This is a genomic window from Mycobacterium colombiense (genome assembly GCF_003284935.1).
In the GTDB taxonomy this organism is placed as follows: Bacteria; Actinomycetota; Actinomycetes; order Mycobacteriales; family Mycobacteriaceae; genus Mycobacterium; species Mycobacterium arosiense_A.
On the sequence record NZ_QMEV01000003.1, the window covers coordinates 76,939 to 96,578 of the forward strand.

General features: G+C 64.1%; 22 protein-coding genes. 10 read left to right on the forward strand and 12 right to left on the reverse strand.

Going from position 1 to position 19,640, the window contains the following annotated elements:
- Nucleotides 1-98 precede the first annotated feature (98 nt).
- Nucleotides 99-506 carry an ester cyclase gene (locus DQP57_RS02360; RefSeq protein ID WP_165821733.1) on the reverse strand — a complete coding sequence of 136 codons (408 nt, stop codon included), beginning with the start codon at nt 504-506 and terminating at the stop codon, nt 99-101.
- A 433-nt stretch (nt 507-939) separates the two neighbouring features.
- On the opposite strand from DQP57_RS02360, the gene DQP57_RS02365 reads away from it, so the two are divergent.
- The 4 genes from DQP57_RS02365 to DQP57_RS02385 all read left to right on the forward strand — a co-directional run bounded on the left by DQP57_RS02365 (nt 940) and on the right by DQP57_RS02385 (nt 5,089).
- Entirely contained in the window at nt 940-1,170 is a 231-nt protein-coding gene (locus DQP57_RS02365) for a DUF6400 family protein (RefSeq protein ID WP_112631360.1), read from the forward strand.
- A 988-nt stretch (nt 1,171-2,158) separates the two neighbouring features.
- Nucleotides 2,159-3,265, forward strand: coding sequence for a tyrosine-type recombinase/integrase (locus tag DQP57_RS02375; RefSeq protein ID WP_205869007.1), 1,107 nt, complete (start codon nt 2,159-2,161; stop codon nt 3,263-3,265).
- Complete coding sequence (locus DQP57_RS02380) at nt 3,262-3,609, forward strand: helix-turn-helix domain-containing protein (protein ID WP_112631364.1); 348 nt, start codon at nt 3,262-3,264, stop codon at nt 3,607-3,609. The genes DQP57_RS02375 and DQP57_RS02380 overlap by 4 nt, the downstream gene beginning before the upstream one ends.
- Nucleotides 3,610-3,685: 76 nt before the next feature.
- Nucleotides 3,686-5,089 (forward strand): hypothetical protein, encoded by a 1,404-nt coding sequence (locus DQP57_RS02385; protein WP_112631366.1) that lies wholly within the window; start codon nt 3,686-3,688, stop codon nt 5,087-5,089.
- Nucleotides 5,090-5,110: 21 nt separating this feature from the next.
- Here the strand turns inward: DQP57_RS02385 and DQP57_RS02390 are convergent, their stop codons facing one another.
- Nucleotides 5,111-5,650 carry a nitroreductase/quinone reductase family protein gene (locus DQP57_RS02390; protein ID WP_205869009.1) on the reverse strand — a complete coding sequence of 180 codons (540 nt, stop codon included), beginning with the start codon at nt 5,648-5,650 and terminating at the stop codon, nt 5,111-5,113.
- Nucleotides 5,651-5,679: 29 nt separating this feature from the next.
- The gene (locus DQP57_RS02395; protein ID WP_112631368.1) at nt 5,680-6,498 is read right to left on the reverse strand and encodes a maleylpyruvate isomerase N-terminal domain-containing protein; all 819 of its coding nucleotides are present in this window, start codon (nt 6,496-6,498) and stop codon (nt 5,680-5,682) included.
- 64 nt (nt 6,499-6,562) lie between these two features.
- Between DQP57_RS02395 and DQP57_RS02400 the strand changes: the two genes are divergently transcribed.
- Nucleotides 6,563-7,186, forward strand: a complete 624-nt coding sequence (locus tag DQP57_RS02400) for a PadR family transcriptional regulator (RefSeq protein WP_112631370.1) — start codon at nt 6,563-6,565, stop codon at nt 7,184-7,186.
- A gap of 185 nt (nt 7,187-7,371) precedes the next feature.
- Here the strand turns inward: DQP57_RS02400 and DQP57_RS02405 are convergent, their stop codons facing one another.
- The 7 genes from DQP57_RS02405 to DQP57_RS02435 all read right to left on the reverse strand — a co-directional run bounded on the left by DQP57_RS02405 (nt 7,372) and on the right by DQP57_RS02435 (nt 13,744).
- The gene (locus tag DQP57_RS02405) at nt 7,372-7,704 is read right to left on the reverse strand and encodes a type II toxin-antitoxin system PemK/MazF family toxin (protein ID WP_112631372.1); all 333 of its coding nucleotides are present in this window, start codon (nt 7,702-7,704) and stop codon (nt 7,372-7,374) included.
- A complete protein-coding gene (locus tag DQP57_RS02410) occupies nt 7,701-7,907 on the reverse strand; it encodes an antitoxin MazE-like protein (RefSeq protein WP_007771025.1) in 207 nt (68 codons plus the stop codon). Before DQP57_RS02410 ends, DQP57_RS02405 begins: the two co-directional genes overlap by 4 nt.
- 237 nt (nt 7,908-8,144) lie before the next feature.
- A complete protein-coding gene (locus DQP57_RS02415) occupies nt 8,145-8,591 on the reverse strand; it encodes a DUF4345 domain-containing protein (RefSeq protein WP_112631374.1) in 447 nt (148 codons plus the stop codon).
- A gap of 293 nt (nt 8,592-8,884) precedes the next feature.
- A complete protein-coding gene (locus DQP57_RS02420; RefSeq protein ID WP_240631651.1) occupies nt 8,885-10,075 on the reverse strand; it encodes a cytochrome P450 in 1,191 nt (396 codons plus the stop codon).
- An 11-nt stretch (nt 10,076-10,086) separates the two neighbouring features.
- Entirely contained in the window at nt 10,087-11,670 is a 1,584-nt protein-coding gene (locus DQP57_RS02425; RefSeq protein ID WP_112631376.1) for a bifunctional 3-(3-hydroxy-phenyl)propionate/3-hydroxycinnamic acid hydroxylase, read from the reverse strand.
- Nucleotides 11,667-12,605: a fumarylacetoacetate hydrolase family protein gene (locus tag DQP57_RS02430; protein WP_112631378.1), complete on the reverse strand. Its 939-nt coding sequence runs from the start codon at nt 12,603-12,605 to the stop codon at nt 11,667-11,669. The genes DQP57_RS02425 and DQP57_RS02430 overlap by 4 nt, the downstream gene beginning before the upstream one ends.
- A complete protein-coding gene (locus tag DQP57_RS02435) occupies nt 12,602-13,744 on the reverse strand; it encodes a VOC family protein (protein ID WP_112631380.1) in 1,143 nt (380 codons plus the stop codon). Before DQP57_RS02435 ends, DQP57_RS02430 begins: the two co-directional genes overlap by 4 nt.
- A 110-nt stretch (nt 13,745-13,854) precedes the next feature.
- Here DQP57_RS02435 and DQP57_RS02440 point away from each other — a divergent pair, with 110 nt between their 5' ends.
- From DQP57_RS02440 to DQP57_RS02450, 4 genes are all read left to right on the forward strand, one after another.
- Nucleotides 13,855-14,580, forward strand: a complete 726-nt coding sequence (locus tag DQP57_RS02440) for a TetR/AcrR family transcriptional regulator (protein WP_044485768.1) — start codon at nt 13,855-13,857, stop codon at nt 14,578-14,580.
- Nucleotides 14,581-14,839: 259 nt separating this feature from the next.
- Nucleotides 14,840-15,274, forward strand: a complete 435-nt coding sequence (locus DQP57_RS02445; protein WP_112631382.1) for an SRPBCC family protein — start codon at nt 14,840-14,842, stop codon at nt 15,272-15,274.
- 97 nt (nt 15,275-15,371) lie between these two features.
- Nucleotides 15,372-15,524: a hypothetical protein gene (locus DQP57_RS27070; RefSeq protein ID WP_430917701.1), complete on the forward strand. Its 153-nt coding sequence runs from the start codon at nt 15,372-15,374 to the stop codon at nt 15,522-15,524.
- 273 nt (nt 15,525-15,797) lie between these two features.
- Entirely contained in the window at nt 15,798-16,652 is an 855-nt protein-coding gene (locus tag DQP57_RS02450; protein ID WP_112631383.1) for an alpha/beta hydrolase, read from the forward strand.
- A 5-nt stretch (nt 16,653-16,657) separates the two neighbouring features.
- Here DQP57_RS02450 and DQP57_RS02455 read toward each other — a convergent pair whose 3' ends face one another.
- A complete protein-coding gene (locus DQP57_RS02455; RefSeq protein WP_240631652.1) occupies nt 16,658-16,828 on the reverse strand; it encodes a hypothetical protein in 171 nt (56 codons plus the stop codon).
- Between the two features lie 323 nt (nt 16,829-17,151).
- Nucleotides 17,152-17,718 (reverse strand): dihydrofolate reductase family protein, encoded by a 567-nt coding sequence (locus tag DQP57_RS02460; protein WP_112631385.1) that lies wholly within the window; start codon nt 17,716-17,718, stop codon nt 17,152-17,154.
- A gap of 181 nt (nt 17,719-17,899) precedes the next feature.
- Here DQP57_RS02460 and DQP57_RS02465 point away from each other — a divergent pair, with 181 nt between their 5' ends.
- Nucleotides 17,900-19,594, forward strand: a complete 1,695-nt coding sequence (locus tag DQP57_RS02465; protein WP_112631387.1) for a GMC family oxidoreductase — start codon at nt 17,900-17,902, stop codon at nt 19,592-19,594.
- Nucleotides 19,595-19,640 lie beyond the last annotated feature (46 nt).

A 19,640-nucleotide genomic window follows, 5' to 3' on the forward strand; every position in this document is an offset into this window, starting at 1 on the left:
CTGCAGGAATATTCATCACAGTGACGTATTGTCGACGATGGGCACGGGGACAGCCTGTTGGTCGCCACAGGTGTCATCGACGCTGCGGCCTCATACAGCTAGATCTCAATCTGCTGGCGTATTGCAGCCATGTCTGCAAGATCCCAAACGTAGGCGAACTTGCCGTCTTCCACCCGGTAGAGGGTGAACTCGGTAATGGAGACTCGGCGCCCGGTCGGCGCAATCCCCTCGAACGTGCCTTTGTGCGTGCCGGTCACCGTGAAGTGGAGTGAGATCAGGTCTCGATCGATCGCGATGTTTCGTACGTCCCAATGCCAGTCAGGAAACGCCGACACGATCGGTTCGAATTGCGCCGCGACGGTAGACGGATCCATCGCTACGTCGTTAACCCGAATCTGCGGAGTGTAGAAGCTCGCCATTCTGTCGAAGTCGTGTGCGTTGCACGCATCGAGGTATGACTCGTATAACCTGCGCAGTTCCTGGTGTTCGGAATTCTGCAGTCGCATCTCGTCCTCTCGTCGTTGACTTGTCATCTACGGTCCGGCGATACGCCGATCATTCGTGTGGACAACGGTACCGTCGGCGACGAACTGACTGGCCAGCAAAGGACGGCTTGGATCGCCGGACGCCACGCTGTCACAATGCGTTCGCCACGAAGTGCCGGCGAGCGGTTCATCAAAAGCGCTGTCCGGCAGAGATATTCGTCACAGTGACGTATTGTCGACGATAGGCGGCAGGGAAGGGGAGAGGGGGCCTGCGGCCAGTCCGGGCGTGTGGATCCGCATCGTCGTCTCGGATGTCTGCTGGAGTGCCTGCGCTCGTGCGCGCGCGCCGGGTGTGACGAACATCAACCGATGACAGTGACGGGGGTCATAGTCAGGCCGACGTTAATCGGGTCATCCTGGCCATTCGTTTGCAAATCTAACGGCTGGGAGCGTTATGGCCGACCTCAACTTCGCCTATGACCTGACCCTCGACGAGGCGCGCCGGCGCAGCGCAATGGTCGAAGCGATGGGTGACGACTGGGACCCCATCGCCGTGCTCGCCGAGGAAGACCAGGCCTACGACATGTTGTACTCGAACCTGGACGACGAGCAGCAACGGGTCTACGACGAACTGGTCCGCGCCGGCGTGCTGCCCGAACGGACGGCCGCTCGTGCTACCGATTGATCCGACCGCCGACCGTGCCCGCCGCGCGTGGCTGCCCTGTCCGCGCTGCGATCACCGCGTCAACTGTGGCGATTGCCGAAGCACCCGTAACTGCGATACACACTGGCAGTACCTTCTGAGCAACAGAGGCACACTGGTGCACCTGCAGTGCTCGGACTGCGGTCATCTCTGGTCGACCGACACCCATCGCCGCACGCGCCCCACGCGGTAGCCAATCGGAGTCCGGTCCGGCACCGGAGCTCAATGACGCTGCGCAGCACCGCTATTCGTCACAGTGACGTATCCGTCATGGCAAGTAGCGGGGAGGGGACTGGGGATGCCCCGGGTTCGGTGCAGCCGTCGAGCGCCTATTGCCTTACCGCCCCGGCGTTTGGATAGGGAAGGCTCGACGGGAGGCGGGCAAGCGCCTGGGCGAAATCTGCGAAGTGCTTGCGGTGCACAGATATTCGTCACAGTGACGTATTGATCCCGCTGTCGACGGGATGGCGAGAGGGGTAAGCGACCGCGTGTCACGCCCGCGGCTGACCCGTCCGGCCAGTGCCCGCGTCTGCTATCGCCGCGACGAGTCCGCCGGCCCGGCGCCAGTGATCGTCGTCCCGCATAGGAGCAAGTCCCGGCGAGAGGGCGAGCGAAGCGCGTAGGGCCGCAAGGAGTAAAACACCTGGTCATCGATACGAGCGCCCCGAACTCGGCGTTCATCAACGCCGATAAGCGACATTATGTCAAGTAAAATACCGCATATTGCAACAGATGAATCAATCACTTTCCCCGTCCAACTTCACGGCCCGCGGCCTGAACGGGCGTGGAAAACGCCTCCGAGCAGCGGGTTTGGAGTATTTCGCGGTGGGTTCGGTTGGATATGCCGGGATGTCCGACCGTGACACGCACGACGAGCCGCCGCGAGTGCCTGGCGTTGACCTGGTGCAATGTTGTAATGATTCATCAGACGAATCAATGATTCATCAGATGAGACGGGTTGGAGGCCGTTTTGCCTGTCGACAAGAGTGGCCGCTTCTACGTTGTGGGCTCAGTTCCGCTGCTGCACCCGGAGACGCAGACCGTGTCGGAGATGCTCGAGGGGTGGCGCAACCAGCAACTGTGCCGCAACCTTGCGCACGACACGATCGACCAACGGATCCGGCTTGTCGAGCGGTTCCTCTCCTACACCAATGAGTTCCCGTGGACCTGGACGCCGGCAATGGTTGAGGAGTTCTTCGGCGATCTGCGCTCAATCCAGAGGTGCAGGCAGTCAACGATCCGTGGGTACCAAAACGCGCTACGGCTGTTCTGTTCCTACGTCTCCGATCCGGACTATGGCTGGGATCGGGTGTGCGAGCAGCGCTTCGGGACGCACCCGGCCCAGGTGTTCTTCGAGTGGAACACCGCCGCGCACGTCCAAGACAATGAACAGGCGCCGCAAAAGCGTGCCTTCGCCAAACAGGAGCTGCAGGAGCTCTTCGACCATGCCGACGACCAGGTGTCGTTGATCGCCGCCTCCGGACGCAAGGGCTGGTTGCCGGCCTACCGCGACACCGTGATGTTCAAACTCGCCTACTCGTACGGGCTGCGGTTCAACGAACTACGGCATCTTCAGACCGTAGACTTCGCCGGCAATCCCCACGCGCGTGAATTCGGTCGCTACGGGCTGGTTCACGTGCGCTACGGCAAGGCCAAGAAGGGCTCGCCACCCAAACGCCGCAGCGTGCTCACCGTGTTCGATTGGACGCCCGAAGTGATCGCCGACTGGCTCGCTCATGGACAGCCCTACATCGACGACGGGATCGATCTGTTCCCCAGCGAGCGTGGAGCGCTCGTCGCCGAGGACACCCTGCTGCGCCGATTCCGCCGCTATTGCGACACTCTCGGATTCTCGCCCGGGCTGGATCTGCACTCGCTACGCCGTTCGTATGCCACCCATCTGATCGAAGACGGCTGGGACCCGATGTTCGTGCAGCATCAGCTGGGCCACGAGCACGCCAGCACCACGTCGCTTTACACCTGTGTGTCCAGCGACTACCGCATCCGTACCCTGCGCCGCGTACTGGACGCCACCATCCACGACGCCCTGGCACTCGCTGACGAGGAGACCTCATGAAACGCCAAGTCGATTACACCTGGCGGCTCGCCGAAATCATGGCCGCCCACGGCATGCACAACAGCACCGACCTGATCCCCCGCCTGGCCGAGCGCGGCATTCAACTGTCGCGGCCGCAGGTGTATCGCGTGGTTCATCAACGGCCCGAACGGGTTTCGGTGCAACTCTTGGCGGCCCTATGTGACATCTTCGGTTGCGGAATCGAAGATCTCATCACCGTCACCGCGACCGACATCCGTCGCAAGAAAACGGCCTCATCAACCGCCACGCCCTCCGCCAACGTCGTCGAGCTGAACAAGTCGGTACGGCCAAGGCGTGCGCGGGTGATCCGCGATGCCGATTAATCCCAATCGGCGATCCACCACGCGAGGACGACCACGAGTCACCAACGGAGCATCTCGGTGCAGCCGATGCGAGCGCATGGCCAACCGGTTGCGCGTGTACTGGCCCGGCGACCAACTCTGCAACAGCTGCTTCTACACCGCCATGCGCACCCACGGCATCTGCCCGCACTGCGGACACGACGGGGTGCTGCCGGGCCGACTCAACCACGCCGATCAGCGCCCGGTATGCCTAAAGTGCGCCGGCATCCCCGGCATCCACCGTTGCCGAAACTGCGGCGCGGAAGGCGAAATGTATCGACGCCGACAGTGCGCACGCTGTGCCCTGCGCGAAGACCTCACACCCTTGATCGTCGAGGGCGCGGTAGACCCGGGCGCCATGGCCACGATCGTCGAAATCCTCTGTGGCGTTGAGCGACCCGAAAGCATCCTCACCTGGAAACGCTCCCCCACAGTCCAGGCCCTCCTGAAGGCGCTCGCAAGCGGCAATATCCCGCTGACCCACGAGGGCCTCGACGCGGCCGGGGGCGGCCGCCACATCTCGCACCTGCGCAGCCTGCTTGAACACCATGACCTGCTGCCCCGCCGCGACGAACACCTGGCCCGCTTCGAGTCATGGCTGGCCGCCAAGCTCGACAACATTGCATCGCCCACGGTGAGAGCGCCCGTTGAACAATTCGCAACATGGCACCACTTGCGCCGGCTACGCCGCAACTCCGCGCCCGGTCAGGCCAATGACGGCCCGAAACGCGCCGCCAAACAAGAGGTCACCGAGACGATCAAGTTCCTCACCTGGCTGGAGGCCACCCATCACCGCACCGCGGCCACCTGCCGTCACCAAGACGTCGACGAATACCTCGCTTCCGGGCCCACCACACGCCATCTGATCCGCACCCTCTTCGTCTGGGCCAAGAAAAGCAAGATCAACACCACCGTGGTCATCGATCATCGACAAGCCAAGACCACCCGCACGCTGACCCAAGAGCAGCGCCTGGCCTGGCTTAAAGAACTCCTCACCGGCGAAGCGGAATCGCTGCCCTATCGTGTTGCCGGCACCCTGCTGCTGCTTTACGCCCAACCACTAACCAGAATCGTGGCGTTGAAGACCACGGCGGTCGTATCCAGCCCACGCGAGATGCGCATATCCCTTGGCGCCGAACCAATTCCTGTCCCAGGTCCCTTCGCTGGGCTGCTTAGCCACCACCTCCGCAACCGGCCCAACCTCCGCACCGGCGGCGGCATGGTGGCCAACCCGTGGCTGTTCCCCGGCTACCGCCCCGGCACGCACCTCGACCCGCAATCGATCATGCTGCGACTGCGGAAACTAGGAGTCAACCTTCTAGGCGGACGCAACTCGGCGCTCCAGAACCTGGTCGCCGAAATACCGCCTCCCCTCGTGGCTGAACTGCTCGGCTATAGCTACCAAGTTACCCAACGCCACGCCGAACTCGCCGCCCAACCATGGTCGCGATACGTCACGTAACAATTTGAAGCACAACATTTTTCACGTCTCAGCATCGACCGGCTCAAAGACAATTACGTGACGCGTGCCGCTTCGCTGAAGGTAGGTGTCGTGCGCAGGCCACATCTGGTTGAGCCTTGGCATGTTGTGCGCGACCTCTTCCTCTGTGGCCGGGCGGGCAAGGTAGTTTGTAGTGGCGCCGTTGATCTCGATGCGCGCCTTGGGGTCGGCGAGCAGGTTTCTTGGCCAACTGGATGTTGCTTCTAGTCCGAAGTTCTCGCATACGGCGACGAGATTCTTGCCGTCGCGGACAAAGAACAGGGGAACGGTCCGCTCTTTGCCACTTCGTCTGCCTCGCGTCGTGAGCAACATTGTTGGCATATGGGGTCCACCTAGCGACAGTCGGCCACGGCTCGCGCGGATCAAGGCCCGGTCGACTCGTGAACCAGCGTGTTTCATCAACAGGGAGAACCAGTGATAGTGGCCGACGCGCCGCATTACACGTAGATACAGCTGATACAGGTCATCGGTCATCGCGCCTATGCGCGATCCCGATTCGGCGTGATCGTCGCGCGTCGCCATCAATCCGTCCTTCCGTAGGATGCACCCGGCTAAACAGGCTCGAAGCAAGATTGCAGCTTCAGCGCCTTCCACGGCCGTCTTCCCCCGACGATGCGTAGACCCCGGAGCGCGGCAGTGAACGGTCCGATGCGTTGGATTAGCAGCGTGATCATCGTTGACGCCGGCACCTTTACAACAGCGTCCGGCCGGTCGCCCGGACGGCGCGGGCGCGATTCCGCGATGCCGTCATGAACATGCACCACGTAGGGTCGAGCGTCAGGGATCTGCAGAGCCACGCAGATGTCGGTGGTGGGGGCGATCGCCCCACTGAGGTATGCGGGCGCGACCTCCAGGCCCTCGCGCAGCAGGAGCAACATGTCGCGCTCACGGATCTCCCAGGGCACACCGACCGATCGCGCGATGTCCTCTCCGTGCAGGATCAAGTCGAAGAGCCAATTGATCTGCACGACTACTCCGGAAACCATGGCACCGCAATGAAACTCAGCCGTGTAGTCATCGGGCAGGCTGTCAAAGAACGCGTCTATCACCGGTTCGAGCGCCGAGAGTTGGTCAAGCAGCTCCGGAATTGGTGCCATTGCCGCCAACATCTCTTCGTGGTTGATCCGATCGAGCTCGCGTGGGTAGCGGGCGCGGCGGAAGTCCCGCCCCTCGGCGATCGCCTGATAGCGGCGCGCGACACAGAGCACGTGGGCGATGACCTGATGGACCGTCCAATCCAACCCTCGTCGCCGAGCCTGGGGATCCGCGGAGCGAGCCACCCCATAGAACCGTTTCCGCGCCTCATCGATGCGTTCCCGCAGTTCGTCCCTGGTGGTGTCGACGAGTGCCACGCATCCGGTGTCGTTCATCTGCGCCTCCGTACTCCAGTGTGGAGATTAAGTAAGTTACTCCATAATGGAGTATTGTCAAGGGATGACCTCGCAGCCGACCACCACATCGTTCGCGCTCCTGGGTCTGTTGGGCATCAAGCCGTGGACCGCCTACGAAATCGTGGCGCAGATCAAACGCGGCATGCACTTCTTCTGGCCGCGATCGGATGCCCATCTGTACGCGGAGCTCAAGCGCTTAGTCGAACGTGGACACGCCACCGCCGAGGTTGTCGACGGCCGCAGAAAACAAGCCACGCGCTACACCATCACACCGGAAGGCCGCGCGGCGCTTGAGGAGTGGTTCGGCAGCGAACCAGCGGCGCCGCTGCTCGAAGTCGAGGGGTTCCTCAGGCTGTTCCTCGGCGACCAGGCCACCAAAGAGGAGCTTCGCGCGGCCCTGGAAGCGACCGCGCGCCACGCTCGCGAATTGCATGCCAAGGGCACAACACTCGTCGAAGAACTGCTCGACACGGGCGGCCCGTTCCCGCATCGGCTTCACCTCATCGAACGTCAGTCTACGTTCATTGGCGACTTCTACCGCAGCCTCATCGAATGGTGCGAACAGTCAATAACCGAGATCGAGGAATGGCCCGACACTCGCGACGTCGGCCTAACGCCCAGGGGACGTGCTCAGTGGGAGCGGATACTCGCTGAACCCAAGCCCTAGACCGTCGCGCGATCGCCGCTCCCGACACGGTTTCCTTCGTCGATCCTGCCAACCGCTCCCACCACGCGGGTACCCGACGGGGTGAATACGACGGAATCGAATATGCGGCTTTACCGGTAGGCCGCATTGCGCTGGGCGACATCAACCCTGCCCCTTATCCAAGCTCGTCCGGAACGGACACTCGCCTATCGCGCAAGGCCGAGGAATGCCATCATCGCTCGCTCGATCTCGACGACTTGCTCCGCTGTCAGCCGGCCGACTCGGGTGTGGACGTTCGACCTTTTGACTGTTGTGAGCTTGTCGATCATCACGTCACTGTCGTGATCAAGTCCGGATAACCGGCCGTCTACGCCGGCTATCCGGATGCGCATCAACGGCGCGTCCAACAGCGTGCTGGACATCGGAGCAACCGTCACTGAATTCGTGGCGGCAAAGAGATCATCCTGAACAATGACCGCGGGACGCGGTTTGGTCGCGTAGACACCCCCCGCTACGGTCCAGATCTCCCCTCTGTTCACTCCTCGTCCCATGGCGTCGAGATTGCCTCAATGAAGTCCTGGTCATCGGTGCTTTCGTCCGCTCGTGCGACCAACGAAGCCTGCCGATGCGCCTCGGCGGCAAAACTCTCAGTGCGCACGTCAGGCACCCAGACCTGCAGGGGCCGCAGGCCCCGCTCCCGCATCCGCCGTCTGTACTCGCCGACCCTGTCCCTCACTGCCATGCCACCATGTTACATGTAACGCGGAATCTGGGCAGCCGAATGGTGTGGCCCGTACACACCCCAACCGCGTTTGTCCGTGGCGCTGCGAGACCAGCAGCGTCCCCCCGGCCGCCTTTCAGCCGATTCACCACTCCACATCGGGATCAATATGGCGGGATCGAATATGGCGGGCTACCAGTAGGATCCACCGTTTTCACCCGATGAATCACGGATTGACGTTGCTAGTCTGGGAGTACGTCAGTCTCGTGAATTGTTCGCGTGCGCGACCCGAGATTGCCACGCCATCACCGCCGGAATGCCGAACAGCTCCAACGCAATCGCCGCGACGAAGACCGGATGCGGACGGTCCGTCGTCCGCCACGAGACCAAGCGCGCCAGGCCGCCGGCGAACACGACGGCAGTCAGGCCACGGACGAGGCTGGTCCGTCGTTCGATGCGCGGTATGGCTGACCAGATGACCGGCGCAGTGGCGAACCAGAAGGCGCTTATGAAGCGGTACTCGCTATCGGTGGTCGGATCCGGCGTGCGTGCGCTCGGCAATGCTTTCGGGCCAACGGCCATCCCCGCCAGCCCCGACAGGAATGGGATCAGCGAAAGTACTCCGAGCGTCACCTGCAACGCTCGGCGGCCACCGTCGCGGTGAGTCAGCGGCTGAATCGGCAATGTCAACGCGTCTGCACCCATGCTTCCAGTCAAGCACTACTACGCGGCGTAGTCGATAGCTATCGAAACCTAAACTGACAAGATCGGTACCGGAGCCACTGAGCGCACGTTCCTTTCCGGCAAACCATCACTAGCGAAGCTGAACGGCTGCTTCGGCCCCCTGGACTGACTGATGGCGCGGGTCGACCCCCGCCTCTCGCCTGTCCCCGCTCGCCCAGTCGACACTTGAGCCGGAGGGCGGCGCAATGCCTCTCCCCCTGCGGGGCCGCGCACTTCGACAAGTCAGTGGGAAGTCTGAGGCATCGCCGCCGAGTTCAGGCCGCGATCAGCCGCAGCGGCAGGTGTTCGTGGCGGTGGATGATGTTGTTGATCGCCCAGGTCGGCTCGGCGGCGATCTCGATGCGCTCGACGGCCTCGGTGAGGGCTTTGAGCATTGCGGTGGTCTCGAGCCGCGCAAGGGCTTGGCCGGCGCAGGCGTGCGCGCCGTTGCCGAACCCGACGTGGCGTCCAGCGTCGTTGCGGATGTCGAAGACGTCGGGAGCATCCCATTCGCGTTCGTCACGGTTGGCTGAGGCGTAAATGACCAGTAGCCGGGCGCCAGCAGCGATGGGCGTCCCCTCGATCTCTGTGCTGTGCAATGTCTTTCGGGTGAAGGCGCGGAGCGGGGATTCGTAGCGCACGACTTCGTTGACGGCGTTGGGGATCAAAGCGGGATCGCTTTTGAGCAGTTCCCATTGGTCGGGGTGTTTGGCGAACAGGTAGATGGCATTAGAGATAGCGCTGATGGTGGTGTCCAGGGACGGGGCGATGTAATCGATCAGCAGCGGCGGCACTTCATCGACGGCGAGGTTGCCCTCGTCGACAGCAGTGAGGAGTTCATGGGCCATGCTGCCGGGTAGCACGTTGCGGTCGCGTACGACGCGGCGGGCGAAGCGCAGCATTTGTAGGCTGAGTGGTACGGCCCTGAGCGCCTGCAGGTTCGCCGGTCCGAGGACGTCGAATGTGGCTGCGCCCCAGTCGAGTAACCGGGCTCGTTGATCACGAGGCCAACCCACCAGATCGGGCACAACGGCCAGCGGCAGGGCCGTGGCGAGATCGGCGACCGCGTCCACCCGTTCCCGGTGCACGGCGACCTCGACGATGGCGCGGGCTTGGGCATCGATGTCGTCGCCGAGCGCACGCAGGGCCCGGGGCATCATGCGGTGCGCGAGGAGTTTTCGGCGCCGGTCATGGTCGGCGCCGTCGCTGTTGAGGGTGGTGCCGCGCGACAGTCGGTTGGTCAGCGGGTTGGCTGCGACTCCCTGTCCGGAGAGGAACTGGCCGTCGTCGCGCAGGGTGGCCTTGCATGCGGCGTAGCGCGGCAGGGCATAGAGGCGGTGGCGGGCCAGCCACACAACGGGCCCTAGTTCGCGCAAGGCGCGGTAGTGCGGGTGGGGATCGAGGATGGCTGCGCGGGTGTAGATGTCGGGCCGGTACACCGGCACAGCAGGGGGGCGACGAAACACGTGGACGATTCCTATTCGTAGTGGGCCGGGGCGGTATGTGGCGAGGGGTCCGACGCCTGGTCCACCAGGAACAGCGGGACAGCGCGGCACAGGGCGGTGAGGTTGCGGCCGGCGATCATGACGGTGCGGTCGGGTCGAAGCACTGCGGCCTTGACGTGATGGCGGTTCAGCCACCGAGCCAGCTCGGACCCGGCGGCGGCGTGGACCGTGCGGGCGCCACGTGCCGCCGCGATGTTCTGCTGCGGCGGGCTCAGCTCTACGGTGGTGATCACACCGAAGCCTGAACCCAACACGTCATCGAGCCGGCAGTCGTTGTCCAGGAATGGGTTTGGACAGAGCCGTCCCGTGATACGGCGGGTGGCCAGTGTCCGCTGGACCAGCGTCGAGGACCGTAGCGGCGGGGTCTGCGAATCGGTGACCTTCGCCCGTAGTCCGGGCACCTTGTGCACGCGGGGCAGCACGACGGCGCGCGCGACCGCGCCGAGCCGGCCACCAAAGGTCATGGCGCGTCCGACATAGAGCGCCAGGGCGATCATGACCCGGGCGTGCGGCCGTCGCTCCGCTTCGTAGCTGTCGAGCACGCTGGGCGCGAGACTTCGGCGGTGGACGGCCGCGATCTTCCACGCCAAGTTCATCGCGTCGCGCAGTCCGGCACCCATGCCCTGACCGATGAACGGCGGCGTGAGGTGGGCGGCGTCGCCGAGCAGGAAAACGTTCCCGCGCCGCCAGCGGTCGGCGATCTGAGCGCGGAAGGTGTATTCGGCGGCCCGCATGACGCGCAGGTCCGCGTCGGCAACGTGTCGCGTCCACGGGGCGATCAGCGGCCGCAGGGCGGCCAGAGTGGCGTAGTCGTCGGCCGATTCGTGATCGAGGAGCGCGAACTCCCAGCGGTACCTCGTGGGCCCGATGCGCATGTAGGTTCCCGCCCGCTGCCCGTCGCAGACCTGATGCACGCCGTCCCACTGCTGCAGGTCGGCGGTGGTGGTGATGTCGACGATCAGCCAGCGCTGATCGAATTTCAGGTTGCGCATCGACGCGCCGATCGCGCCGCGCACTGTGCTGTTGGCGCCATCGCAGCCCAGCACGTAGTCGGCGCTGATCACCGACTCAAGGTTGGTCATGCGGTCGCGGATCCGCAGGTGCAGCGGTCCTACCGCCGCGCTTGCGGTAACCCCGAGGACCTCGACGTCACCTCGGAACCGGGCGTGCGGAAAACGGGCGAGATTGCGGCGGAGCAACTCCTCGAGTTCGGGTTGATCAAACATGCTTGCCGCTGGAAATCCGTTCTGCGTCACCGGGGTGTCGCGCCGGAATTCGGCCAGTACCTTCAGGTCTCGGTCCACCAAGCGCAGACCGCGGGCCGGACGGGAGATCGCGGCGAACTCTTCGGCGATGCCGAGCCGGGCCAGGATCCGGTAGACCTCGTCATCGAGGTGCACGGCGCGCGGCTGCGGATAGACCTGTGGCCACCGGTCCAGCACCAGGGTGTCCACGCCGTGCTGTGCGAGCAGGGTCGCCGCGGTGATACCGGTCGGACCGCCGCCCACAATGGCCACCGAGACGTGCTCAGTGGGCGCGCCATCCGGGCCGCTCATGCGTGGCGCACCGCCAGCCGTTGGGCACCGAGGTCGATGGCGCCGTCGTCGGTGGCAATGGATGCCTCGACGACGTCGCCGTGCTGCAGGTACTTCGGGTTCTTCGCCTGACGGGAGAAGAAGGCTTTCCATTTGACGGCCGGCGGTAGCAGGTTGCCGATGATCTCGACCGGCTTGGGCGGGGCGGTCAGCGCGGTGCCCGCCGGGGTGCCGGTGAGGATCAGATCGCCCGTCGCGAGGTCTTGGAATCGTGTCAGCGATTGCAGTGCTTGTAGCGGCCGGTAGAGCATGTCGCCGTCGACGACCGAATTCTGACGTTCCTCGCCGCTGACACTCAGCCGCAGCCGCAGGTCGCCGAATCGGGCCAACTCGGACGGATCGACGAGCACCAGCGCCGGCCCCACCGGCGTGAAGGTCGGGTACGACTTCGCCTCGTAGAACTGCGTTTGCGGCAGTTGGATGTCACGAGCGGACACGTCATTGGTGATGGTCAGACCGGCGATGTAGTCGGCCAGGTTCGCGTCGGTGATGGTGGTGCCCACCGGGATGTCGCGCCCGATCACGAGGCCGATTTCGACTTCGTAATCCAGCAGACCCACGTGCTGCGGGCGGACGATCTCACCGAAGGGTCCGGTGATGGACGCCGAAGACTTCCGAAAGAAGGTCAGCGGCACAGTCTTTGGGTCCATGCCGGCGTCGACCACGTGGGATTCGAAGTTCGTCATCTGGGCGACGACGCGGCACGGGGTCGTCACCGGCGACAGCAACTTCAGTTCGTCGAGGGCGACCGTGCCGGCCGTCGCGGCAGCCGCGTCGATCGCGGCTCTGTCGGCGAGGAGTTCGGCTGTGGTGGTGGCGCTGGTATCGATGCGGGCGGCGCCGGTGGCGCTTTGCACCCACCAGCCGTCGGCGGTGCGGAGGACGGAAATGGTCACGAGATAGCTACTTTCAGTAATCCGATGAGACGGTTGAGGTCGAATTCGTTGTCCGCGCGCAGGGCGGTGAGCATCGCGGTCACCTGGTGGCGGGCGGCGCGGGGGTCGGCGTCGAGGAAGTCCTTTGTCGCCGGTGGCCCCCACTGCGCCAGGCCCGATGCGGTAAAGGGGGCCCAGCCGGGTTCGAGGGTGTTGTCGAACATGTCGCCGTCGGTGAAGTGTTCGACGAGGAAGCCGTCCGGGTCGCGCCAGTAGTCGAACAGTTGGCTGCCCTGGATGTGGCGACCGATACCCCAGGACCGGTAGTAGCCGCGTTCACGCAGGTATTCGCCGCCGGCCGCCAGCGCGTCGAGATCGCTGACTTCGTAGGCGGAATGGATATAGCGGTTGGCTGGACCGAGGGCCAGGGCGAGGGTGTGATGGTCGGCCGGGATGGTGCCGCGGTCGCAGCGGATGAAACTCATCGCCGGCCCGCGGGCGCGCTGGCCGGGGAAGAACAGGAAGTCGCTGACGATCATCCCGAACGTGTCCAGGTACCAGTTGAGTGTGCGCAGATAGGTGGTGGACTGCAGCACGACGTGACCGAGGCGTTGCACGCGGGCGGGCACGCGAAGGGGCCGCACGGTGGCATTGATCCGCGCGTCATCGGGCCCGGTGTTGAAGACCTGCGGTACCTGAGCGGGTTGGGCCGGCAACTGGTGAAGACCGGCGACGACCTTGACCGCTACGCCGCTGGGATCAGTCAGACGCACCGCCACTCCCCCGAGCGACTCCGGAAGCGGCTGCAGCGAGGCGCCGGTCTTGTCCGCCAGCCGCACCAGGTCGACCTCGTCGGCCGCGCGCAAGGCGAGTCCGGCGAACCGGGTGCGCGGCCCACGACGCAGGACGACGCACGCCGAACCGGCGTTGGTGCCGCGCAGGTGCAGCTGGTGGGGATCGCGCCGGGCGACGCCGAACCCGAAGGCCCGGGCGAACGCCTCCGCGCGGACCAGGTCGGGCTTGTCGAACTCCAGCCAGGCGATGTCGGCCACCCGAATGATCGGATCCCGTGACCTCCCAGGATGCTCGCCCGGCAGGGCGCCCTGATCACTGTGCAGGCCCGCGTGCCCATCGCTCATCGGCGCCACCGTCTGTGCCATGCCTTGCTTCCTCCACTTCGAGCTGACGAAATCGTCACATACGTACGAAAGCTCAGTCAAGTGTTCTGACGATATTCTCAGAATTGAGCCGAACTGGTAACCTGTGGCTCATGGACGTGCCCGAACGCGATCCCGCCGAGTTGTCGAACACGCCGGTCAATCGCCTGGAGCGGCGCAAGCTGCGCACCCGCAACGCTCTGGTGCGGGCCGCGAAAAGCTTTATCGCGCAAGGTAAGACCAGCGTTCCAATCCTGGAGATCACCCAGGCCGCCGATGTGGGTATGGGGTCGTTCTACAACCACTTTTCGAGCAAGGAGGAGCTGTTCGCAGCGGCCGTCACTGACGCCCTCGATGACCTCGGCGCCCTGCTCGACGGCTTCACCGGATCGATCTCGGACCCCGCCGAGGCGTTTGCCGCCAACTACCGACTGAGCGGGCGACTATTCCGTTACCGTCCGCAGGAGGCCGCGTTGTTGCTGGCGCACGGAGATTCACTCATCCTGTCGGACCGGGGATTGTCTCCACGGGCGCGGCGCGATATCGCCGCGGCGATCGATCAGGGGCGGTTCACGATTGGCGATGCTGAACTGGGCTTGGCGATCGCCGGCGGCATGTTCATCGGCCTGACCACGCTGCTGCGCGAGCGTCCCGAACGTGACACCGATGCCACCGTCGACGCGGTGGCCGAACGTGTCCTGCGGACGCTCGGCATGACGCCCAAGCAGGCCAGCGCGCTGTGCCGCAAGCCGCTGCCCGACATCTCGTCACTGCGCGAATCGCCCGTCGATTGGCCCACCCCCATAACATCCAACTCCATCGACCCCCACCCCAACTGAGATCTTTCCGGTATCGCCAAGGAGTCTTCGGGTGGGATACCGAGATCCTCACCTACATTGCGCTAGCCACGCCCTGCACAGCCTGTCGAAGAGGTTCGGCAGGGCGACCCGTTTCGGATGCGTTGACTTCACGCCAGCGGGCTTGTGCGGCCTCGATGAGCTTCAGGCCATGGGGCTATGTTCTCCGTAGCGAGAGGGGACGGATCATGACGGCGGACAACTGGATACTGGCAGCGCGCACGGGCAGCATGGGGTGCGGATGATCGAGTTCACCCTTACCCGAACCTCGACGGCGCCGATCGAGACCGTGTTCGACGCCATGACCGACCACCGCGGGATCGCGGACTACGTGTGGGCATGCCGGCGCAGCACGCTCGATCGAGAGGGAACCCCCGCACCAAACGGTGTCGGCGCGATCAGACGTCTGGTGGTGATCGGACCCCCATTCGTCGAGGAGATCATCGAATATGAGCGACCCACCCGCTACGCGTACAAGATGCTCTCGGGCGCACCGACCCGGAATCACATCGGCACGATCCAGCTGCGTGAAGCAGACACAGGGACCGAGGTCAGCTGGCATCTACGGTCAACGCTGAAGATCGTCGGTGTTGACCGGCTGATGCTGCCGGTGTTCAAGAAGGTCATCGACGAGCTCCTCAAAGGCGGCATCTCCGCCGCCGAACGCCGCGCCTGAACACCATCGTGCTCGTTGGACGGTTGTAGCTTTCATCCACGAGGGGGTAGTCGACGCCAGCTATCCCGGCCTGTGGCACCTACCGGTCATCGGATGCGTGGCTAACCCCCACGCCGTGCTGATCCGACCTGATGGCCAGGTCGCTTGGGTCGATACCGACGACGGCAACGCAACCGGACTCCTCCCGGCCCTGGCCAAATGGACTGGTTTTCGACCAGAACACGTTGCGCGTCCCCGAACTACTACCTAGGTCTGCGCCTCACAGCCTCTTGGTGTCGGCTGCACGCCGACCTCTCCCCCGCCGTACGGCGGCATATCAGCAATTCGAATATGCATGGTTACCAACAAAGTACGCGGTCTGCATCAGGTGAATCAGCTCCATCGCACACGCACGTCCCGTCCGTTGCTTCCTGTTGCTGCACACTAATGGTCATGGGTACAGGGGGCCGACAGGAGCGTCGCTTCGCGCCAACAGCGTTCGCTTGCACGGGACAATCGGCCGGCGCAGCGTGAAGGACTTTGGATGAGCTCCATGTGGCAAGGATGTCTCGCCGACACCGACTATTTCGAGATGCGTTCCAGCCGTGGGCACGACTACGGCATCTGGGTTACCACGCCAGCGGGCTCCAACCGCGCCACGACGCAAGTGCCTGTCGTGTACGTGCTCGACGGGAACTGGGCTGTGGGTCTGACGGCTCCGCTCATCGTCACCCAGATGGATCCCATGCAACGGATCCAGCCTTACATCCAGGTCAGCGTTGGCTACGCGGGCGAGCAGGCACGGGACTGGGATCGGCTGCGCAACAGAGACTTTGTTCCACCCGGCGAGCCGATCGCCGAGGAGCTCATCGATGCCGTGGAGATGGGAGTGCAAGCGGGCGCGAGGACACGCGAGGAAGCCGACGCCTATCTCGCCGAATTGCGCGACACTCACGCCGATGCATTTCTGAAGTTCCTCGCCGCGGAACTACACCCACGGATCGAACACGACTACGGCACCGCCAGACGCGGTCACGGCCTCTTCGGCTACTCCTACGGCGGACTTTTCAGCCTCTACACCTGGCTCACCGGAACCGCCCTCTTCGAGAGTATCGGAGCGGGCAGCCCCGGCGTCATCGCCGAAGACAGTCAGATCTTCGCTCAGATCGACGAGATGGGTGACAGCCGGCGTGCCGCCAAGCTTCATCTGACCTTCAACGACCGAGAGCTTCTCGGTGACCTTGCCGTCTACCAACGCCTCGCGAAGAACACGGCCACGATCCGTCATCTCCTCACCTCGCGCGGCGAAGCGGTCACCAGCGAGATCCTGCACGAAACGCACGTCACCGGCTTGCAGGCCTCGTTCCTCAGTTATCTCAGGACCTGCCGACCGCTGTAAGCGCGCTAACCCATTGTCAAGATTGCGCCCGCGGCGATGCCAATCACCGTCACAAGGGATACCAAAATCACCGTCATCGCCGCGCGCACGATCTCTTCTTCCGTGAGTTTCGGGCGCTGCTTTTCGACGCGAACGGTGTCCCCTAGCGCCATCGCATTGAGTTTCGCGACCGCCAACAGGAGATCGTCATGGTCGTCAGCTGCGTCTTCCTCGACTGGGTTGTGCGCGGTCGATTGCGGTCGTCATGTCAGTCCCCCGGGCTTGCGGACGCCGATTGGCGTTATTGACGGTCGAAAGCTTCAGCTATCTCGTATATCCGACGATACGAGCGCGAGATCACGATTGCGGTAACGATCATTAACGGTCACAGCACACAATCCGGCCCCCGCACTGTGCGACGAGCCGTGTAAGCCGCCGTCAAACCATTCCATTTCAATTGCACGCCAGCACATTTGGACTCGCGCCGTGTGTCCGCAGCTCGTCCAGCAGTGTCTTCGGGTCACTCGTGTATGGCCTCGTACCTCAGCAGGACCGTGCCGCCCGGAAAGGTGCGGTTTTCCAGGAGTCGCAGCGAGGTCCATGACGGCATTGTCGGGAAGAACGGGGTGCCGCCGCCTACGAGGGTGGGCGCGACCACGATGCGGTACTCGTCCACCAACCCGGCCTGCACGATCGGTGCGGCCAGCGTCGCGCCGGCCACCTCCAACGTGCCGTCGGTTTCGGCTTTCAGCTTCGTCACCACCTCGACCGGGTCGCCGCGTTCCAGCCGGGAGTTCCAGTCGACGGATTCCAGGGTGCGCGAGAACACAACCTTGGGCATGTCGCGCCAGATGTGGGCGAAATCGACGATCATCGGGGTGGCGTCCGGGGCCATGTCGGCGGTCGGCCAGTACGCGGACATCAGTTCGTAGAGCCGACGACCGTAAAACGCCAGCGCGGTCTCGCGCTCGAAGTCATTCCAGTACTGGTGCAGTTCGTCGCTCGGATCAGCCCAGTCGATACTGCCTTGTGCGTCGGCGATGTACCCGTCCACCGACACGTTGAAGCCATAGATGAGTTTGCCCATGACGATCAGACTGCCCCTGAGGGCGAAACTCATCGCGACACCAAGTTTCAGATGCCAAGGCTAAGCGTTGTGCGTGGTCAATGGTCGACTCCGGTTGGGGGCCGCTCATTCCCCGCCGCGACGAGGGCATCGTCGCGCACACTAGGACGCGCATCCGACGCTGGGAGGACCGATACCGGAAATGAGCACGGCCGCCGAATTCGACTTCATCATTGTGGGAGCGGGCAGCGCGGGCTGCCTGCTCGCCAATCGGCTCAGCGCCAAGCCCGATCGCCGTGTGCTCCTCATCGAGGCGGGCGGCAGAGACGACTGGTTCTGGATCAAGGTGCCGGTGGGCTACCTGTACACGATGGCCAACCCCCGCACGGATTGGGGTTTCACCACCGAGGCCGACCCAGGTCTGGCCGGCCGCAGCATTCTCTACGCGCGGGGCCGCGTGATCGGCGGCTGCTCGTCGATCAACGCGATGATCCACATGCGCGGGCAGGCCAGCGATTACGAGCTGTGGGTGCGGGCCACCGGTGACGAGCGATGGCTTTGGGGCGGCTCGGACTCACCAGGCGAGACACTGGCGATCTACAAGAAGTTGGAAGACTACTTCGCCGGCGCCGACGACTGGCACGGCGCCGGCGGTGAGATCCGTGTCGAGCGGCCGCGCGTGAGCTGGAAGATCTTGGATGCCTGGCAGGCCGCCGCCGCGCAGGTGGGCATCGCCCCCATCGAGGAGTTCAACCGGGGCGACAACGCGGGCAGTGCGTACTTTCATGTCAATCAAAAGCGGGGCCGCCGCTGGTCGATGGCCGACGCTTTCCTGCATCCGGTCGCCCGCCGACCCAACCTCACCGTCTACACCCAGACGCAGGCCTTGCGGCTTCTGATGGACGACCAGGTCCACGATGATCAGCGTCGCGGTGCCTGGACCACGGCGCAGCACCGCGTCACCGGCGTGCGGCTGCTCAAAGGTGATCGAATCATCGACGTCGGAGCCCGCCGGGAGGTGATTCTGAGCGCCGGAGCCATCGGCTCGCCGCACCTGATGCAGGTCTCGGGTCTGGGCCCGGCCGACCTGCTCGCCCAGCATCAGGTGCCGGTGGCCGTCGATCTGCCAGGAGTGGGCGAGAACCTCCAGGACCACCTGCAGCTTCGAACGGTCTACCGGATCCGGGGCGCCCCTACCGTCAACACGCTGTACCGGAATTGGATCACCCGCGCGGGCATGGGACTTCAGTACCTGCTGTTGCGATCAGGACCCATGACCATGCCGCCTTCCACCCTGGGGGCCTTCGCGAAGAGCGACCCCGCGCTAAGCAGTCCCGATATGGAGTGGCACGTCCAGCCCTTGTCTTTGCCGAAGTTCAGCGAACCGCTGCACCCCTTCGGAGCGATCACTCCCTCGGTCTGCAATCTGCGACCCAGTTCGCGTGGCCATGTGCGCATGGCCGACGCAGATCCACTGACCCACCCGAAGATCACCTGCAATTACCTGTCGACTGACGCCGATCGTCAAACCGCCGTGATTGGCCTCCGAATGACCCGGCAGATTATGGCGGCGCCAGCTCTGGCCCGCTACCGCCCCCAAGAGTTGCTTCCCGGCCCACAATTGGTGAGCGACGAAGAGCTGCAGAATGCGGCTAGTGAACTCGGTACGACTATTTTCCACCCGGTGGGCACCTGCGCGATGGGAGCCTTTGACGCACATGGTCGGCCGCGCTCGGCCGCCACAGTGCTCGACACCGACTGCCGCGTGTATCGCGCCGCCGGCCTTCGAGTGGTCGATGCTTCGGCGATGCCCACCATCACTTCGGGCAACACCAACGCGCCGGTCATGCTCATCGCCGAGCGCGCAGCGCGGGCGATCGTGGGACAAGCTGGTTAGCAGCGAGACATCAATCTGCCTGCACGGCGGGTTGTTTCGCACGCGG

Excerpts from the sequence above, each read along its gene's own strand:
- DQP57_RS02360 (WP_165821733.1), bottom strand. The coding sequence starts at position 506 with ATGCGACTGCAGAATTCCGAACACCAGGAACTGCGCAGGTTATACGAG.
- DQP57_RS02365 (WP_112631360.1), top strand. The coding sequence starts at position 940 with ATGGCCGACCTCAACTTCGCCTATGACCTGACCCTCGACGAGGCGCGC.
- DQP57_RS02380 (WP_112631364.1), top strand. The coding sequence starts at position 3,262 with ATGAAACGCCAAGTCGATTACACCTGGCGGCTCGCCGAAATCATGGCC.
- DQP57_RS02385 (WP_112631366.1), top strand. The coding sequence starts at position 3,686 with ATGGCCAACCGGTTGCGCGTGTACTGGCCCGGCGACCAACTCTGCAAC.
- DQP57_RS02390 (WP_205869009.1), bottom strand. The coding sequence starts at position 5,650 with ATGGCGACGCGCGACGATCACGCCGAATCGGGATCGCGCATAGGCGCG.
- DQP57_RS02395 (WP_112631368.1), bottom strand. The coding sequence starts at position 6,498 with ATGAACGACACCGGATGCGTGGCACTCGTCGACACCACCAGGGACGAA.
- DQP57_RS02400 (WP_112631370.1), top strand. The coding sequence starts at position 6,563 with ATGACCTCGCAGCCGACCACCACATCGTTCGCGCTCCTGGGTCTGTTG.
- DQP57_RS02410 (WP_007771025.1), bottom strand. The coding sequence starts at position 7,907 with ATGGCAGTGAGGGACAGGGTCGGCGAGTACAGACGGCGGATGCGGGAG.
- DQP57_RS02415 (WP_112631374.1), bottom strand. The coding sequence starts at position 8,591 with ATGGGTGCAGACGCGTTGACATTGCCGATTCAGCCGCTGACTCACCGC.
- DQP57_RS02425 (WP_112631376.1), bottom strand. The coding sequence starts at position 11,670 with ATGAGCGGCCCGGATGGCGCGCCCACTGAGCACGTCTCGGTGGCCATT.
- DQP57_RS02435 (WP_112631380.1), bottom strand. The coding sequence starts at position 13,744 with ATGGCACAGACGGTGGCGCCGATGAGCGATGGGCACGCGGGCCTGCAC.
- DQP57_RS02440 (WP_044485768.1), top strand. The coding sequence starts at position 13,855 with ATGGACGTGCCCGAACGCGATCCCGCCGAGTTGTCGAACACGCCGGTC.
- DQP57_RS02445 (WP_112631382.1), top strand. The coding sequence starts at position 14,840 with ATGATCGAGTTCACCCTTACCCGAACCTCGACGGCGCCGATCGAGACC.
- DQP57_RS02450 (WP_112631383.1), top strand. The coding sequence starts at position 15,798 with ATGAGCTCCATGTGGCAAGGATGTCTCGCCGACACCGACTATTTCGAG.
- DQP57_RS02460 (WP_112631385.1), bottom strand. The coding sequence starts at position 17,718 with ATGGGCAAACTCATCTATGGCTTCAACGTGTCGGTGGACGGGTACATC.
- DQP57_RS02465 (WP_112631387.1), top strand. The coding sequence starts at position 17,900 with ATGAGCACGGCCGCCGAATTCGACTTCATCATTGTGGGAGCGGGCAGC.